This window comes from Chryseobacterium formosum (assembly GCF_026460885.1).
In the GTDB taxonomy this organism is placed as follows: Bacteria; Bacteroidota; Bacteroidia; order Flavobacteriales; family Weeksellaceae; genus Chryseobacterium; species Chryseobacterium formosus.
Genome location: NZ_JAOVZW010000013.1, coordinates 321,382 through 338,821, shown reverse-complemented (window position 1 = coordinate 338,821; position 17,440 = coordinate 321,382). Strand labels below are relative to the sequence as shown.

At 35.9% G+C, this 17,440-nt stretch carries 13 protein-coding genes; 9 read left to right on the top strand and 4 right to left on the bottom strand.

Annotated features, from left to right (window positions below):
• Window positions 1-240: 240 nt before the first annotated feature.
• The 4 genes from OF897_RS12160 to OF897_RS12145 all read right to left on the bottom strand — a co-directional run bounded on the left by OF897_RS12160 (window position 241) and on the right by OF897_RS12145 (window position 8,863).
• A complete protein-coding gene (locus OF897_RS12160; protein WP_267265950.1) occupies window positions 241-816 on the bottom strand; it encodes a hypothetical protein in 576 nt (191 codons plus the stop codon).
• Window positions 817-895: 79 nt separating this feature from the next.
• Complete coding sequence (locus OF897_RS12155) at window positions 896-3,850, bottom strand: lectin-like domain-containing protein (RefSeq protein WP_267265949.1); 2,955 nt, start codon at window positions 3,848-3,850, stop codon at window positions 896-898.
• Between the two features lie 706 nt (window positions 3,851-4,556).
• On the bottom strand, window positions 4,557-5,939 hold the full coding sequence (locus tag OF897_RS12150) for a tetratricopeptide repeat protein (RefSeq protein ID WP_267265948.1): 1,383 nt from the start codon (window positions 5,937-5,939) through the stop codon (window positions 4,557-4,559).
• A gap of 2,663 nt (window positions 5,940-8,602) precedes the next feature.
• Window positions 8,603-8,863 (bottom strand): deoxyribodipyrimidine photo-lyase, encoded by a 261-nt coding sequence (locus OF897_RS12145; RefSeq protein ID WP_267265947.1) that lies wholly within the window; start codon window positions 8,861-8,863, stop codon window positions 8,603-8,605.
• Window positions 8,864-8,980: 117 nt separating this feature from the next.
• Between OF897_RS12145 and OF897_RS12140 the strand changes: the two genes are divergently transcribed.
• The 9 genes from OF897_RS12140 to OF897_RS12100 all read left to right on the top strand — a co-directional run bounded on the left by OF897_RS12140 (window position 8,981) and on the right by OF897_RS12100 (window position 16,655).
• Entirely contained in the window at window positions 8,981-9,352 is a 372-nt protein-coding gene (locus OF897_RS12140) for a hypothetical protein (RefSeq protein WP_267265946.1), read from the top strand.
• A gap of 22 nt (window positions 9,353-9,374) precedes the next feature.
• Window positions 9,375-10,037 (top strand): hypothetical protein, encoded by a 663-nt coding sequence (locus OF897_RS12135; RefSeq protein WP_267265945.1) that lies wholly within the window; start codon window positions 9,375-9,377, stop codon window positions 10,035-10,037.
• A gap of 420 nt (window positions 10,038-10,457) precedes the next feature.
• Window positions 10,458-11,231, top strand: coding sequence for an SDR family NAD(P)-dependent oxidoreductase (locus OF897_RS12130; protein WP_267265944.1), 774 nt, complete (start codon window positions 10,458-10,460; stop codon window positions 11,229-11,231).
• Window positions 11,232-11,297: 66 nt separating this feature from the next.
• The gene (locus tag OF897_RS12125; RefSeq protein WP_267265943.1) at window positions 11,298-12,215 is read left to right on the top strand and encodes a helix-turn-helix domain-containing protein; all 918 of its coding nucleotides are present in this window, start codon (window positions 11,298-11,300) and stop codon (window positions 12,213-12,215) included.
• Window positions 12,216-12,503: 288 nt separating this feature from the next.
• Window positions 12,504-13,067, top strand: coding sequence for a Crp/Fnr family transcriptional regulator (locus OF897_RS12120; RefSeq protein WP_267265942.1), 564 nt, complete (start codon window positions 12,504-12,506; stop codon window positions 13,065-13,067).
• Between the two features lie 70 nt (window positions 13,068-13,137).
• Window positions 13,138-14,067, top strand: a complete 930-nt coding sequence (locus OF897_RS12115; protein WP_267265941.1) for an alpha/beta fold hydrolase — start codon at window positions 13,138-13,140, stop codon at window positions 14,065-14,067.
• A gap of 14 nt (window positions 14,068-14,081) precedes the next feature.
• The gene (locus tag OF897_RS12110; RefSeq protein WP_267265940.1) at window positions 14,082-14,978 is read left to right on the top strand and encodes an NmrA family NAD(P)-binding protein; all 897 of its coding nucleotides are present in this window, start codon (window positions 14,082-14,084) and stop codon (window positions 14,976-14,978) included.
• A gap of 304 nt (window positions 14,979-15,282) precedes the next feature.
• Entirely contained in the window at window positions 15,283-16,320 is a 1,038-nt protein-coding gene (locus OF897_RS12105) for a hypothetical protein (RefSeq protein WP_267265939.1), read from the top strand.
• 74 nt (window positions 16,321-16,394) lie between these two features.
• Entirely contained in the window at window positions 16,395-16,655 is a 261-nt protein-coding gene (locus tag OF897_RS12100; RefSeq protein WP_267265938.1) for a hypothetical protein, read from the top strand.
• Window positions 16,656-17,440: the final 785 nt, after the last annotated feature.

Here is a 17,440-nt window from a genome sequence, read left to right as displayed (position 1 = left end):
CAAAATATAATATATTCAACTCTGCTACTATCTGGCTTTTGGGCATATTTAAATATTTTCTGAGATAGAAATTGATCTTTTTTAACTTTTTTGTCATTTTTAATTTGATCTCGTGTTGTACTTACTCAATTCATAAAAAGTATTAAGTCATCATAAAAACTAAAAGAGACACGAATAATCATTAGATTATTCGTGCCGAAATATTATGAAACCTGAATTATCCTGCAATATTGATCATCCTTATGGTTTCCAATAAGTCCATCCCCCACCGTTGTATACAGCCAGTCTTTTGGCTCCAGTTTTATTGATGAAAACCATCATCCCGGGCGCTGGATCCGGAATATTATTTGTATCAACGACTGTAGGAAGTATCATTGCTTTTGTTATTGATTCAAGTACTAGAATACCATCGGCAGATGAAGTATTTGCTCCGATGATTACTTTAGATCCTGCATCCTCCGTAACGGTCGACGGACTAGGTTGAAGTGTCATAGAATTTGTTATATTTGCGTCGTGACCAAAACTTAAATCTACCCATCCTGTAGCTCCTCCGGTAGTAACACCATTAAAGTATTTTACTCTTGCAGCAGCCTGATTGGTAGCATCTAAAATGATGGTTCCTTCAGCTAAACCAGTTCCTCCAGGTATAGTGCGAACATATGGTAAAATAATCCCCTTATTTTGACCCGCAGCAAATTCCAATAAAACCGATTCTTTTTGCCCTGCCGGCGCCGTTCCTATTGCATCACCCATAATCACCTGAGAACTGAAAAGTACAGAAAATAAAACTGCTGCAACTAATAATATGTTTTTCATTTTTATTTTGATTTTTATTTTATTTAATTGGTAAGTATCGATCCTATGAAAAATTTACTTTTTAGATTATTAAAATCTTTTATGGACACGCAGGAGTATTAAAACAACTCCACGAACCATCGCTGTAAATTTTAAGACATTTTGCTGTTGTATCATAAACCATCATCCCTTCCTGCGGACTTGCTATTGATGCTAACCCTGCGGTTGATATGCGTGTGATCACAAATCCTTTTGAGTTAGATTCCATTACTAAATGCCCGGATTTTCTTCCCATCGGCCAATTGTCAACTACGGACGCCCTTTTTAACAATGTTATTCCTAATTTTGTCTCTGGACCTGTTCCCGGCGTGAAAGCAGGATTGTAACAAGCACAACTAGAATATCCAGCATCTGTAGGAAGATAGTATGAAACAGTCATTTGAGTTGGACAGTTAACGATCAAAGGATCATAGAATGCATAATAAATCCCTGGCGTAACAGCAGTTACATTGACAACTTGGGTTCCAGGATCTCTTGTAATTGTTGTCCACCATTGAATACTTGTTGCACCTGGGGGAAGTGAGGAGGGTTGGGCGTTAAGTAAATTGGCAAATGTGCCTTCACAAATTTTTAAATTCTGAACGGCTGGTCCTGCTAAAGCACCACATATAGAAAGTGCTGATGTATCAGAAAAATTGTATTCGGTTGCTGTTCCATCTGTTTCTGTTCCATTTGCCATACTTCCTCGGATACTATGCCCCACATAACCAAATTTTGTGCTACATTGTTTAATAGTGAGAGTGGTATGTCCACCTGTTTCAACAGCAATCAAAGTGTCCGTAAGATTCAACTTTCCTGCGTTGTAGGAACCCGTAGTACTTCCCGGCATATAGGTTGGGTCAATGGTAGTAGCTGATCCCCCTCCTAGCATACGATTATTATTATTTCCCCATCCCCACAATTTTCCGTCTGTCGTAAGCACGTTAATAGCAGCATAGTCCCCGCCTTCATGTTCCTGTGGGCTTATCCATACAACATTTGTAAGAAAATCACCTGCTGCGGCTGATTTTTTTACTTGTACCCACTCGTTGCTGTCCGTTGTAGAAAAAATCCCTAATTGTCTGGAAACATTTTCGCCCATACTGTAAAGATTACCATTTGTTGCAAGCAAATAATAAGATTGGTATATAACATTTGTGTCAGTGGCAGACGTCATCCCAATCATTTTAGGTGTTATACCAGCTGGTTTTGACATCAATGTAGCATAGCTCCTGTTTGTAGGAGTGTCTGAAGCACCTCCCAAACGGGAACCTGTACCCCAAGTATATAATTCTCCATCAGCAGTCAATGCCATCATTGCAAGGTGAGTTCCTCTCATTGCAACAACGTTGCTTAAATTTGTATTGGCGTTGATTTTAACCCTGTGCCAAACTGCGTCGGTTGTAGTTGTGCCATCGCCGTTCTTAGCTCCCCCGTTACTTAAAACGTAAGCAGCACCTGAACAAGTTACAATTGCTAATGTATTTCTTGTTCCGAACATCATTTTAACATCTGTTGGCGAAATATTTGCAGGTAAACCATCCGCTTTGGTACCAGTTATACCAAATGTTCCAATTGAAACAGATCCAAAAGTAGTTGAATTTTTTATCGCTGTATTAATCATTGATCCTGCTGCTCCTCCCCAGATAAATAACCCAGTCGTTGTCAAAACTGCAAACTGTTGATTATTCACATTACTTCCGGCAGTAAATTTCAGAATCGTTCCTGTAAGTCCCGGGTATGTTGTACTGTTAATTTCAGTCGGTACTACGATATTCCCTATCGTTGCACCTGTTGTATTATACGCAGCACCCTGGCCCCATATCTTAATTTTACCATCTGCTTCCTTAGCCATTGAAGAATGAAATATACTTACCATATTATCATACTCTATAGTATTGGGATCATTACTGTTAACGTATGTATTACCATTACATCCTGTTGTACAAAGCCCCGTATTTAAACAGCTGTTAATAACAGAATTATAGGCACTTCCCGCTCCTTGGCCACCAGAAGCAGCAGTAGGAATACCATTTGCATCTACTGTTCCGGCAATACTCCAATCAGCATTCAACATACTTTGTGTGATATTCTTATCACCTTCAATTGCATCAGGGCATCCATCTCCATCCGAATCAACGTCTAGATAATCTTCAATACCATCACCATCCGTATCCACAAATTGAGGATAATCCGAACAGAAATCGTTGATTCTTACACTTTGAAGGTTTGTTGAACCTCCTGTTGATGCTGTATAACCATATGTTACAAGTTTATTAACTTGAGAAACAGGTATATTAAAATATGTTAAACAAAAGTTATCCAGTGTGCCACTATGAGTATAGCTACCCGCATTAATGTTGTCTACAGTATATGATAGAGTTCGCGTTGCCGCATTCCATGTTACAACAACATTATGCCAAGCATTATCTTCCAATTCGCCGACAGCAACAGCATTAGTCAGCGAAGCAATTGCCGGAACGAAAGAATCGCCACCACTCAAAACTGCTCCATCAGTATCCCAAATCATTCCATGGTCAGCAGAAATATCACCGGATGATGTATTATTTAAATAAGTATCTAATTCAAGTGCTATACCGTTTACAATTCCGGCAGCTCCAATTCCAAATCCTGATGCACCAACGGCTGAATTACCGGCTGGATCATTATGGAATACTGTTGCTATACCATCTGCACCATCAGAAGCTCCCAAATATGCTTGGTATCTGATTGTAAATGATTTAGCAAAATTAATTTTGTTCAGCGACCACATGCTTCCGCTTTGGGTTGCAATATTTTCCGTAAGCCTTACTGTATTCGCAGGAATGCCGGAACTGCCGCCGCTTACCGCAGTTCCGTTTAATTGAAACAACGTTGACATTGTTGCACCCTGCACTCGCTTTTCGATGCAATCAATAATTCCATCATTATCAGCATCTAAGTCCTGAGCCTTGATCGTGAAGGTTAATCCTATAGAAAAAAGAAGGATTAAGAGTAATTTGTTAATTTTTTTCATCTAATAATTATTTATGGTTCCTTTTTAGCGGGTTTTTTATTTAAATACGGAATTTCATAAGCATTAATGCATATTCCCTACTTGTGTCATGCCAGTTAGTATTCCAAAGGACTTTATGCTTGTGATGTATTTAACATATAACTTTAATGATTCATTATAAAAAGTTTGGCAAGCCTATTCTTACAAGCCTTGATCAAAGTATGTACTAATTGAAAATATTAAGTACCGCACATGGGTGATCATAATAATACTAGCATCCTTTGTTGAAACAGAGACTACTTTTTATACGGTATTTAATATGTTTTTTATCAGGAATTTGAAATTCACCACCCCTCAAATAGATATATTTTAAAGTATTAACAGATTTCAAACATTCCCTGTATACTACAGTGAATGAATAATTAATAGTGTAAGTTGGACGTATACATCTACATGCTATGATGATGTCATAGAAGATGCCATAAAGTGTGAAGTAAAGATGAGAAGTATGATGTAAGACCTTTTCCATTTGTGAAATAATGCTGCTCTATATAGTTGGCAATATTACGTCTGTCAGGATATTTTAACAAGAGGAAACAGGTTCATATTCCTGAAAAAGGAGTTCACAAACATCAATTTAAAACATTGATTACTATAATATTACACCATTATCTAATCAGGTTGGATTTACTAACCCTTCACAATGCCTCGATTCACAATTTAGATGTTATAATTGACTTTCTCTTAAATTATGAAGATACTGAGACGGTGAAATATGTGTAACTTTCTTAAATGCACCTGCAAATTTACTTTGTGACGAAAAACCAGCCTCCTCGGCCAAACTTGCAATTTTATATTTTTGATATTTTGGTTCGGTCTGTAGTTTTTCTAAAATGAAATTAATGCGGAGTTCATTGATGTAATTATTAAAATCCTTTCTTTTAAAATGATTAATCACATAAGAGAGGTATTTGGTATTTGTTTCACAATAGGATGCTAAAAAGGGAAGTGATATTGAATTTCGTGTATAAAGGGTCGTTTTTTCAAACTTTTCAAGTTTTGCAAGAAGTTTTTGTTCAGTTGCAGCAGTCATCATTGGTGGTTGCTCCGAATCGACTGATATAGTTTTTGTCGGTTCAGGATGATCTGATTCTTTTGGCTTTTGGTTTTGAATCTCTAGTTCTGAATGCCTCCGTTGCATTTCAACAAGCTGCTCGTTCGCAAGTTTGAGCTTTACGTGTTGTCGTTTTCTTCTTAAAGCCAGGAAGATCAACACAATTCCAAATAAAGCTGCTATACCTACTAAATAATAGTTTTTTTTTACTGCATTTTTTTCTGAAGCCCTATTTTTTTTCTCAAGCTCAGAAAATTCTTTATTGATAAAAGAAGTAGTTTTCCTATCAATTTTTTCAAGCGTTGAATCTTTTTTATGCGTTACCTCTTCAAATTTTTTAATGTTTTTAGTTTCCAGATAATACTGTTGAGACGTCGTGTAAATCTCTTTCTTCAGGTGGAGATAGTTAGACTTTTCAGAAATTTCTTCTGCTGTTTTCAAATATTGTTTTGCTTTTTCGAAATTTTGAGTAGCAATGTATACTTGTGCGATTCCATTATACACCAAACCTTTTAAAAAGTTATCTGGCATTGGGTCAAGAATAACTTTCGCCTTATCATATAGCACCGTTGCTTTTTCATAGTTGCCTAATTTAAAATAGCATTGACCTTCTAATTGAAGGTTGGTTGCTGTAAGAAAAAACTCTTTGTTATTAGCCAAATCAAAATAATTCTGTGATTTTTTTATCAGATCAATCGCCTTAGAATATTTTTTAAACTCAATTTCATGGTAAGCCTTTTCTTGCATTAACAATCCTTTCATATTGTTAATCACTTGTTGATTATCCAGTTTTCCAATAGCTTTTTCTGCTTTTTCAACATACTTTTTTGATTGGTCAAATAAACCAAGATTTCTGTATTGTGACGACAGAAAACCGTAAACCTTAGCCTGCCATAAATGCTCTTCCGAGGTAACGACAATGTCTTCTGCTTTCAAAGCATATTCAATAGACTTTTTGACTTCTCCAGACTGTTGTAGAAGAGTTGCAGATAGCATGAGACTTTTTGCCCTAAACTTTGGAGTCTCTGAAATCTGATAAAGTGAATCAGCAATTTGCAATGCCTTTTTAAAATCTTTTTGAGAAGTCTCTAAATAAGTCTTTGTGTAGATTCGGTTATAGATATCTTGATTCTGTGAATGAAAAATGTTGCTAATTAAAAAAAATATAAGGATGTATAACAATTGTACTTTCATAAGATTTTTTTAATGTATACTTTTATTCGACTCGCACGTCCATACACTGCAAATATCCGAGGTTATAAATACTAATAGTTATTTAAACATTCTTTTGATTAACAACATTCAAAAAAAACAGTTTTCAGTTCAAAAACAATTTAAAATTATCACATGATGTAGCCGTTGTATTCTTAAGTTCAAAGATAAATATTTTATTTAAAAATGCCTTCTCACTAACGAGAAGGCAAAAAACACAAATGATGAAAAAAAATAGCCTTTCAGCTAAATGATTTTATAATACTATTACTATGTTATCTTTATAAGTATCAAATATACTTTCGATTAATAAAAATAATTTTTGCAAAAGTAATGTTTTGAATAGATAGCTAAAAATTATGTTGTACCAAATTCCTGAAAACGGATCATTAAATACGATTAGACACCTACTTAAACACATTGATAATAAATGATTTATAGTTTTTTTTCAAAAAATCAAGCTTTTTTTGTTTTTAATAATTGACATGCTTGTAGTTGTTATTCTACCAAAATTTTTTTAGTAGTTTTTTTTAATGCATAATTAGTCTTCTCTGTTTTCCTGAAAATGACTGATGCTTAAATTGGATTGTATACCCTCTTGTCTTAATTTTGCCTTGGATTCACAATCTAACACAAACTCAATATATCGAAGGGTCATCAGTTTATATAAAAACTGTTGACCTTTTTAAATAACACCAGATAAGCAATTATGAAAATTACGAACAAAAAAAATGTACGGAATCTTAGATTTCTAACTCTTACATTGTCCGTCGTACTCATTACTACATCATTCTTAGTCACCCTTTTTTATTTAAAAGTTTTTTTAGTAAGTATTATTATTGGTCTTTCTTTATATTCTTTAACTGTTAATTTTCACGTCTATGAATATTCAGGCGAGTGCGTTTCCTTTATAAAATACTCATTATTTAAAAATGGTTATGTACGCCCGTATGTTGAAATACCTGTATCCTATATCCGTGATTTTAAGATTCGTAAATTTCTCCATACCTATTATTTCATCATCTTAATTAACAATGGAACTTCGGAACCTAGAAAAATTATTTTACCATTACACTGGTTTAAAGAGTTGCAGATCATGGGTATAATCAAATCATTGGAGAATATTAAAAAAAATAATACCGATCATATCAAAGATGAAATAGAAAAACTTTTCCATGCCACCTCATAAGTTTTCAGATACACCTTTTTATGATCAATTATACACCTTCAATGGACAGCACTCCTACCCTTTTCAACCAATTTGTGCAGTATATATAAATTGGCACCCGTTTTATAGCTTTTAAAATAATTATAAATAAAAAGTTTTCAAAAGATTAATAAACTACCTCGGGGCAAGCCCACGAGGTATTAGAATAACTTGAGTTGTCCAGTATAAAATTTTGTGTACTGTTTTTCCTTACCTTGATTTTCAATATATTTCTGAATAACCTCTTTATTTTCATACTGCACCACTGTATTTCCATACTGCACCACTGTATTAGCATAAAATTGCAAAAGGACTGGCCTGCCGATTTTGAGTTTACGCTTACCGAAAATCCAAAATCAAACTATAATGTCCAACAGATCAGCTGGCAGCTCGGTATTCCTGACCAGCAGCCTGTTGCAAGCGGTATGGATATCGCAATAGTTGAGAACGGAAGGATAAAAGTACTACATTTATTGTTGGCATAGCAATTTTGGACATTATAGATCAGCCATGTGATGATTCATTAAAATCCGAAATTTCAGATGTAAGGAATAGAAAGCAGGAACAACAATATTTTCCGATAAGGCACTTTAATTAAAATACAGTCATTGAGAATAGAAGATCCCAATGAAAAATTAATACTACCTCACTTGATACCTGCTTGTTTTGTATAAAAATCAGCCTGCATAGCAATTAAAAATTTAAACCCTGCGGATGCAGGGTTTAAATTTTCAACAGTGCCTGTTTCTTTGATTCTTCAACGGAAACTTTTACTGGTAATTTTGCTATAAGTCAGTTTTTGGAGTAGCTTTCGGAGTGTATCCAAATTCTTTTTTTACGCATGCGTAAAGTGCGATCAACTTTCAAAACCTAATTCTAAATAGATTAAAGAAGGATTTGTATTATTATACCTATTTGAAAATGGGGTCTCAGCAAGCCGCTTATGCTGTAACCATGTTCTAGGTGGGGAACTAAATATTTTACTGAAATCGCATTTGAAGCTTGCAAGGCTTTCCCAGTCAGTCTGACAATACTATCTAATGTTACATTGAATTTATAATTGCCGTGCATAAATTTTTCCAAATCAATTTTATGTGGTTCAGAAAAATCAAAAAGAAAAATTGAAGTTCAGATCTAAATATAGCAGAAGCTCAATTGCTTGCCTTACCTTTAGTTCGCTTAAGTATGTTATTGGTTTTAGGATTTTGGATATAAGGAATCAAAAAAGCCATTTAGATAGTCACTTTTTGGCATTTAAATAGCCTATCAACAAATGAGCGACCAATTTTTCCAAATGGTTCTGTAGATCCATAACAGGCTGTTTAAGAAATTTAAAGCGATTGATATCGCATTTTTTAAATCCCAGATCCAGTTTTCTAAAATTGTTTTTTTCTATTGCATAGCAGAATATAAGTTCATCACATTCCTCGATTGCTTCTGTCAACGCTTCATTATCGTGAAGCCTGACATCATTTTTAAACCAAACCAATCCTGTTTTCATAGGAGCTTTTTTTAATGCTAACAAATTCAAAGCCTTTTAATTTTAATTGATTCAATCATTTTGATTTTAGGTCTCATGCGGCGTAATTTTTGACAGCAGATCAGGAAATATCTTACTATGAACATCAAATCTCTATTTTACACGTCCTCCATTTTTTTGCTTGCAGGAATTACTTCAATACAATGTAGCAACAGCGATGACATTGACAACACTGCAAATCCTTCCGAATCTACAGTCTATGCCGCAGGCCGTGAGGGATACAAAGCCAAGTACTGGAAGAACGGAAACGCAGTATTATTAGGTACAGGATCTGGAAGCTCCGACGTTAAAGGGATGGCAATGGTTGGTGATGATGTACACCATGTAGGATTCGAAATAAACTCCGCCGGTAAATACGTTGCGAAGTACTGGAAAAACGGTTTAGCTACAGACCTGACAGACGGGATCCAGGGATGCTTACGCAAACGACATTTTCATCAACGGGAATGATGTCTATATTGCAGGGCAGGAAATGAAGCCGGCAGAAAACACATATGCAGCAAAATACTGGAAAAACGGGATAGCAGTTAATCTTACCGATGAAGCGCAGAATGTTATTGCCACAGGCATTGCGGTGGTTGGAAACGACGTCTATGTTATCGGGGAACGTAGAATGCAGAATTGGATTACGCCCGTTACCTGCTATTGGAAAAACGGTCAGAGAAGTGATCTGTCAGACCAGACCACAACACCCGATGACCAGGACATTACCGTGTCGGGCACCGATGTGTATATGATGTGGTCTGTTGCTTATAACAGTTCGGGACAATTGCAAACGCGGTACTCTAAAAATCTGGCAACTCCTACCCTAATTCAGGACGGAACTTCTTATGCAGGTGGAACAGCCATCGCAGTGAAAGGAAATGATGTCTACATTGCGGAAACAGGCATCTTGCCTAATAGCCAGTCTTTGGTGTCAAAATACTGGAAAAACGGTTCACCCGTTACGTTGGGTTCAGACGATTCTGCTGCATTAAGCCTCGACGTTTCCGGTAATGATATTTATATTGCAGGATATCAATCCGTTTCTGGCGGAGGTTCTGAAGCTGTTTATTGGAAAAATGGAAAAGCACAGCAGATCACAAGCGGTACAGGAAGTGGAATGATCAGGCAGATCTTTGTGAAGCAAAAATAATCTAGGCCTTTTCATAATATAGAGGTCAAAAAACGTTTGGCTGTTGATAGATGATTCAAACCTCTTGTTGTTAAGGCATTTCCGTTTAAAGAAGCTACGAAAGCACCGGTTTTGGAAGAATCTCGTGAAGAACATATCCATTCGAGACAACATTTCCATCGATTAAATCCATTTTACGTAGATAAAGGATTTAATTTACAAGACTTGTGTGTTTTTATATTCAGTAGTCATTTTTCGTCCATCAATTGATTCTATAATTCTCAATTCAATCCGAAAATAATTGGTCAGTAGTTCCTGTTTTTCCACTATACAAACAAATTGTTTTTCGGATACTCAATATGGCTTTAAATATTCTCGATTTGGATACAATCCAAACTTTTACAATGCTCAACTTTGCTACAATAAAAAACAATTACAATTATGCAAAACAACGAAAATAAAGTAGCACTGGTTTCCGGTGCCAATACAGGTGTAGGTTTTCAGATCGCAAAAGCTTTATCGAATAACGGTTATACTGTCTATGTAGGATCCCGTGATCTTCAGAAAGGAGAAGTTGCAGCCAGGGAGATTGGTGGTCAGGCAAAAGCTGTTCAGCTTGATATTACAGATGATGATTCTGTAAAATCTGCGGTAGAACTTATCGAAGGTGAATTTGGACATCTAACATTATTGGTCAATAACGCGGCCATCTCACACGCAGGAAAACCTGGACGCACAATGGAAGAAGTTTTGGGAGCGCAACGTGCCACCATCATCCCGATCAATGACTTAAAGGCTGTTTGGGAAACGAACGTCTTTGCCACACTTTCCATTACTCAGGCATTTTTACCACTGTTGCAAAAAGCGTCTGCTGCAAGAATAGTGACCGTTTCCAGCGCATTGGGATCTTTGACAATCAATGCAAACCCTGAAAATCCCTACCGCTCAGCCTTTGATGCTGCTTACGGCGCATCGAAAACGGCGCTCAATGGAATCTTCCTGTCTTTGGCGATAGATCTGGAAAACACGAATGTAAAAGTTCATTTGGTAAGTCCTGGTTTTACCGCAACTGCTCTTAATAATTTCCAGGGAACCGATACAGTAGAAGAAGGCTCTAAGGAACCCATAAGAGTGGCATTGGCAGAAGATCTTCCCAATGGAAGTTTTACCGGACCAGCTAATTTCAGCGGACCGGATAACATTCTACCCTGGTAAGATTTGACCAACTTAAAAAAACCTATGATGATCTTATTATCGTAGGTTTTTTTATAAATTTATAATATGAAAAGAAAAGACGATAAACTGATACGGTTTATTTCCATTTCGGAAAGCCATCAGGCTTTTGGACTGCCCTCACCGCAACATCCGCTGATCAGTCTGGTTCATTTTAATGAAACCAATCCTTTCGATACGGAGATGGCGCCGATCTATGATGTACTGAGTTTCTATAAAATAACTTTTATCACAAAGAACAGTGGAAAGCTGAAATATGGTCAGGATTACTATGACTACAATGAAGGTAGTATGCTGTTCTTTGCGCCCAACCAATTGGTAGGAACCACAGAATATAACAGCGAAACTTATTGTTACCTGTTGCTGATTCATCCCGATTTTCTATTAGGTCATCCTCTGGCGAAAAAGATCAGGCAGTACGGCTACTTCTCCTACTCGTCCAGTGAAGCCTTGCATCTGTCTGATAAAGAAAAAGCAATTATGCTTTCCGTTTACCAGATCATGGAACAGGAGCTGAATAATGGTGTGGATGAATTCAGTCAAGAGGTAGTCATTGCCCAGATCGAATTGATGCTTAGTTATGTGAATCGGTTTTATAAGCGCCAATTCATTACCCGAAAAGCTGTCAGTAGTGACATTCTTGAGAAAACAGAAAGTATCCTGGATGATTACCTTAATCAGAAAACGCTACATTTGGGTGTCCCCACCGTACAATATCTGTCTGATCAATTGCATATTTCGCCAGGTTATCTCAGTGATATGCTGCGCTCGCTCATTGGTAAAAACACAAAACAATACATCCACGAAAAGCTCATTGAAAAAGCCAAAGAAAAATTATCGACGACAGATCTTTCCGTTTCGGAAATTGCTTACGAGTTGGGCTTTGAACATCCGCAATCTTTCAGCAAGCTTTTCAAAATAAAGACCGATATGTCTCCTGTCGAGTTTAGAAATTCCTTTCATTAAAAAGGTTTAACATCGCTAATATGCAGATATGAAATGGGGAGATGACATATGGTTTTTCCCGCAACTACAATTAAAAATCTGTGATTGCATATTGGAGGAAACTTCGACTTTTTCTATCTTCTACCTGATTGTATCATCTGATCTTGATATATAAAAAATCTCAACTTCTTTTTTTGGTGGCATATTGTATCTTAGCTAAGCTTTTAATTGAGTCAGATTCATTGTTTAGATTGCTTTGAAATATGTTAAAAGCAAAGTTTTGAAAAGAATAAAATTTGTAACTTTTTAATGGAAAACTTCGAAAGATTTATAAAAAAAACCATTAGTATTGACGAAACCGAATTGAAAATTGTACTATCGAGATGCAGAAAAAAGTCGGTTCCGAAAGGGAAATTGGTTCTGAAAAAAGGGCAGATTGCCAATCAGTATTTTTTTATTATTTCCGGGGGTCTGCGTTTCTTTTATGAAGGCCTGACCAGTGAAAATACAACCTGGGTCGTTTTTAAAAATGAGTTTTTCACAGAAATCTCAAGCCTTAATCCGCAAAAACCAACCAGGTTCAACATCATCGCTGTAGAAGATTCAGAATTGGTTGTCATCGATAAGAAAGATATGGACTTCCTTTATGGTCACGTCCCTGTGTGGCACGAGTTCGGCAGGAAAATATGGGAAGAAACGACGGTGAGGATGATCGATCAGATTCTGAAGTTTCAAACGCTTACCGCTGAAGAAAGGTATCTGGAATTCGTCAATACACCGGAGATTCTGCAAAAAATTCCTGTCAAACAATTGGCAAGCGTCTTAGGCATCACGCCCAATGCTTTGAGCCGAATCCGAAAAAATATCAAATAAATCATTTACTACCAGATGGTAGTTTTGCCGGCAAAAAGACCATTTATCTTTGTATCAAATTAAAATTGATATGAACAAAAATTCAAATGTTATCTCTGATCAATATTCTGATAGTGAATTGATCAAGAATCTACCCGGCTTTGAAAATAAATATACAACCGTCAACGGTATCAAACTGCATTATGTTGAAGGTGGAGCTGGTAAACCATTGATCTGTCTTCCAGGATGGCCACAAACCTGGTATTCATTTCAATCCGTTGCGATGCAATTGGCAAAAGAATACCGCGTCATTATCATTGATCTGAGAGGAATGGGAACTTCGGAAAAACCCGAATCCGGATATGATAAAAAAACAATGGCTGCAGATATTCATCAGCTAGTTTTGCAGTTAGGCTTTGACAAAGTTAGTTTGATAGGACACGATATTGGTGGAATGGTTGCGATGAGTTTTGCTTTTAACTTCCCGGAATTCACTGAAAAACTGATTGTTCTGGATGGCTCACATCCAAGTGAAGGAATGTACCAAATGCCACTCATACCGTCTCCCGGAACTTTCAATGAAAAAATGGACGGCGAAATGCCTTATGCGTGGTGGATGGGATTCAATCAGGTAAAAGGTTTGCCCGAGCAATTGTTGGAAGGCAGGTTTCATTTGCTGCAAGACTGGCTTTTTAATTACGTGATGATAGACGAAAACAAAATGACAGAATTTGAAAGAGCGGTTTATGCAGCAGCTTATAATGACAAAGAAAGCATCCAATCATCCAATGCGTGGTATCAGACTTTTCATCAGGACATTGAGGATTCCAAACATTATCCACAATTGACGATGCCGGTTTTAGGAATTGGAAGCTACATCAGCTACAATTATATGAATTACGGATTGCCTTTTGTGGCTACTGACCTTAAGGTCGTTGGGATCATGGACAGCGGACATTATTTATTTGAAGAAAAACCACAGGAAGTGCTTGATGTCGTACTACCATTTTTAGCATCGTAAAAAAATAAATATTTATGGAAAAAACAATTTTAGTTGCAGGCGCAACAGGCAATTTAGGAAACAGAATTTGCAGAGAATTAGTAAAACGTGGCGCTACAGTCAAAGCTATTGTCCGTGAATCAACTGATACAGATAAAATAGAAATACTTAAAGAATTGGGTGCTGAAGTTTCGATCATTGATTTGAATGATGTGAATGCCATAGCTGCAGAATGCGCCGATGCCGACTGCGTAGTTTCTGCACTTGCAGGATTAGGAGATGTTATTATTGATCTTCAGAAAAAGATTTTAGATGGCGCTATAAAAGCAGGTATCCCAAGATTTATCCCTTCCGATTTCTGTACTGATTACAATGATTTGAAAGAAGGTGAAAACAGAAATTTTGATCTGAGAAGAACCTTTAAAAAATATATAGACCAATCACCTATTCGGGCTACATCTATTTTTAATGGATGTTTCGCGGATATTTTAAAATATAACACACCCATTCTCAACCTAAAAGATAAAAGTATTGGATATTGGGGAGACAAAGCAGATTGGATATTGGATTTCACAACAATGGATAATGCGGCATCCTTCACGGCAGAAGTTGCTTTGGACGATTCCGCACCAAGAGATCTTCAGATTGCCAGTTTTCAGGTGAGTCCGAATATGATCCTTGAGGATGTGAAACAGATTAACGGACAGGAATTCCAAATACATCAACTTGCAACATTAGAAAATTTCGCTGAATACATAAAAAAACAAAGAGCGGAAAATCCGGCTGGAGAAAATGAATTGTACGCGAAATTTCAACAAGGTCAGTATATGTACTCAATGTTTACCACACAGCACAATGATCTGGCAAATGATCGCTATGAAAGTATTGTATGGACAACAAGTATCGATTATTTAAAAACAATTTTACAGTAATAATTTCTCATAAATGATCCTTTGCCATCTGTCCGAAGATCAACGACCTGGGACAGATGGTCAAATGTTTTCATCTATTCACTAAGATAACAATGATTTACCTTTTATATTCACAACGGATCATTCACCACTATGCTGACCATTACTAATAAAGCTATTCAACATCAGAGTGCAATATGAATAAAATATGATATCATTGATGCCATATTATTTATAATCTGCAGGCTTAAAAGAGGTTGAGCTAATTCTAAGTGTTTTGTATATTTGTGAAATAACAAAATACTGAAATTAAAATAGTTATCTAATGACTAATAAACTTTTAACCACTATCCTCCTTTTTTTAACATCATTTTTATGGGGACAGAAAATCAATTTCGACATTAAATATTCTGAATCATTGGCGGTTTTTGTCTTTATGCAAAACCTTTCTGAAAATTATCCTGAAAACATTTTTAAATCAGAATTTGAAAAATCAAAATATAACAATGACGCTTACAGAAAACTGATCTCTCAATTTGACAAACTCGCCATTGATTACAGCTATCAATTTGAAGAGTTTCCCTATGCTTCAAAGACCCCGATGCAAACGAGAGACATCTTAAAAAAGAACCTCATTGAAACCAATAATCTTAATGATTTCAAGCTTCGATCCATAGGAATTTTACCAAACAATGTTTTGAATGATCTGACAACATATATTGCAGAGTTTACTCCGGTATACAATGAGCTCATCTATCAACCCAATAAAGACAAATTTGAAAAACAGTTAGCTGAAATTACAGACTATGCCAATAACCACCAATTGGAAAATTACTTTGAGACAGGATTAATATTTTATAATTCGAGCTGGGATCGATCAATTCCGTTCGAGATCGCTTTTTATCCCTTTCCTGATTCAGATTATTTTACAGCTCAGGCATTTTACAACAACTTCATCAGTGCCATTCAAACCAATTTAACAGATTACAAAGATCTATTCAGTGTAATGCTCCACGAAACCTATCATATCATTTACAACGAAGAATCACTTGAGATTAAAGTCCAAATTGATCAAGCTTTTAAGAAAAACCCGTCAAAATACAGTAACTATGCCTATCTTCTTATGAATGAAGTCTTGGCTACAGCTCTAGGTAACGGCTATGTTTATGAAACTCTGAATGGGAAATCTGATGCTAACGATTGGTATTTTCATAAACATATCCACTTGATGGCAAGGAAAATATATCCTTTGGTAAAAGAATATATTATAAAAAAAGGTCGATCGATAAGAATTTTATCGATCAGTACATTCATCTGTATGAAAGTAATTTCCCCAGTTGGATCGATGAACCTGAAAACATAATGAGTTACAGGTATGTCATTTCTGAAAATACAAATGATTTTACTACCATACGCCGAAATTTTCGCTATCGGTCTATGGAAGAAAATGAAACAGAAGTATCTCATAGCAGTATCGAAAAGATGAAAAAAACGCCGTTGACCAAACTCATCATCGTCTCAAAAAACAATCCACAAAAATTGAGTCTGATAAAAAATGAGTTTACAAAACTGAAAAATTGGAAATACGTTTCAGACAAAGAGTTTGTCCACAAAATCCTCTTAGAGGACAAAAGCCAACTGATTATTATTAACCAAAAGAAATCAACTCTTGATCAACTTTTGGCAACCATTGAATAGAATTAGTATCTATAGTTTCCTGCACTTGTTGAACAACCTACAGATTGCAGTGTGAAAGAAAACTTGACCTTCTCTATTCTTTTATTTCAATGAACTGCATTTGCATCTTGTGAGGTTTCTGACTTTTTCTATGCGGATCACCATTCAGGCAGGCACAAGGAAAACTGTAATCAATACCTTGAAAACAATAAGAAAGAACATTGATGAAAGCCTGAAATATTTTTGCGGAGGGTTTGTAATCTCCGATTACGGATACCCAAAAAGATTTTTTTCCGCAGTGACCACGGAATATATTTGCTATAGAAAATCAGGGAGCCTCATAAGGAATCATTGTCGTTGAAATAAGATCTGTTTATGAAAAGTCAATAAAAAGAATGTTGCGGAGGTTTTAAAAGTAAAGAAATTGGTTCAAGAGCTATAACTGTCAGAGAATAATAGTTGAATTCAGTACTTCATTTCAAACAATGATAAACATCTACAATGATGACGTATGTCCATTTGATTATGGTCTGAGTTAGAATGTAAATTGAATATGTAACGGGAATTAGTATTGTCGAACAAAAGTTTTTGATAAGATTAGTGAATATTTTTCCTCAGATCCATAAAATATGATCCAGACGGTAAACCTACTATCCACATAATTTAAAAAGCAGAGAGAAAAGCCTGGAAGAAATTTTTGACCCTATCATTCAACTTCACAAAAAAGTACGATGATCCAATTAAAATCATCAAACATCAGTTTTATACTGACTGTTTTTATAAGCAAAGTAACGCAAAGCCACCTA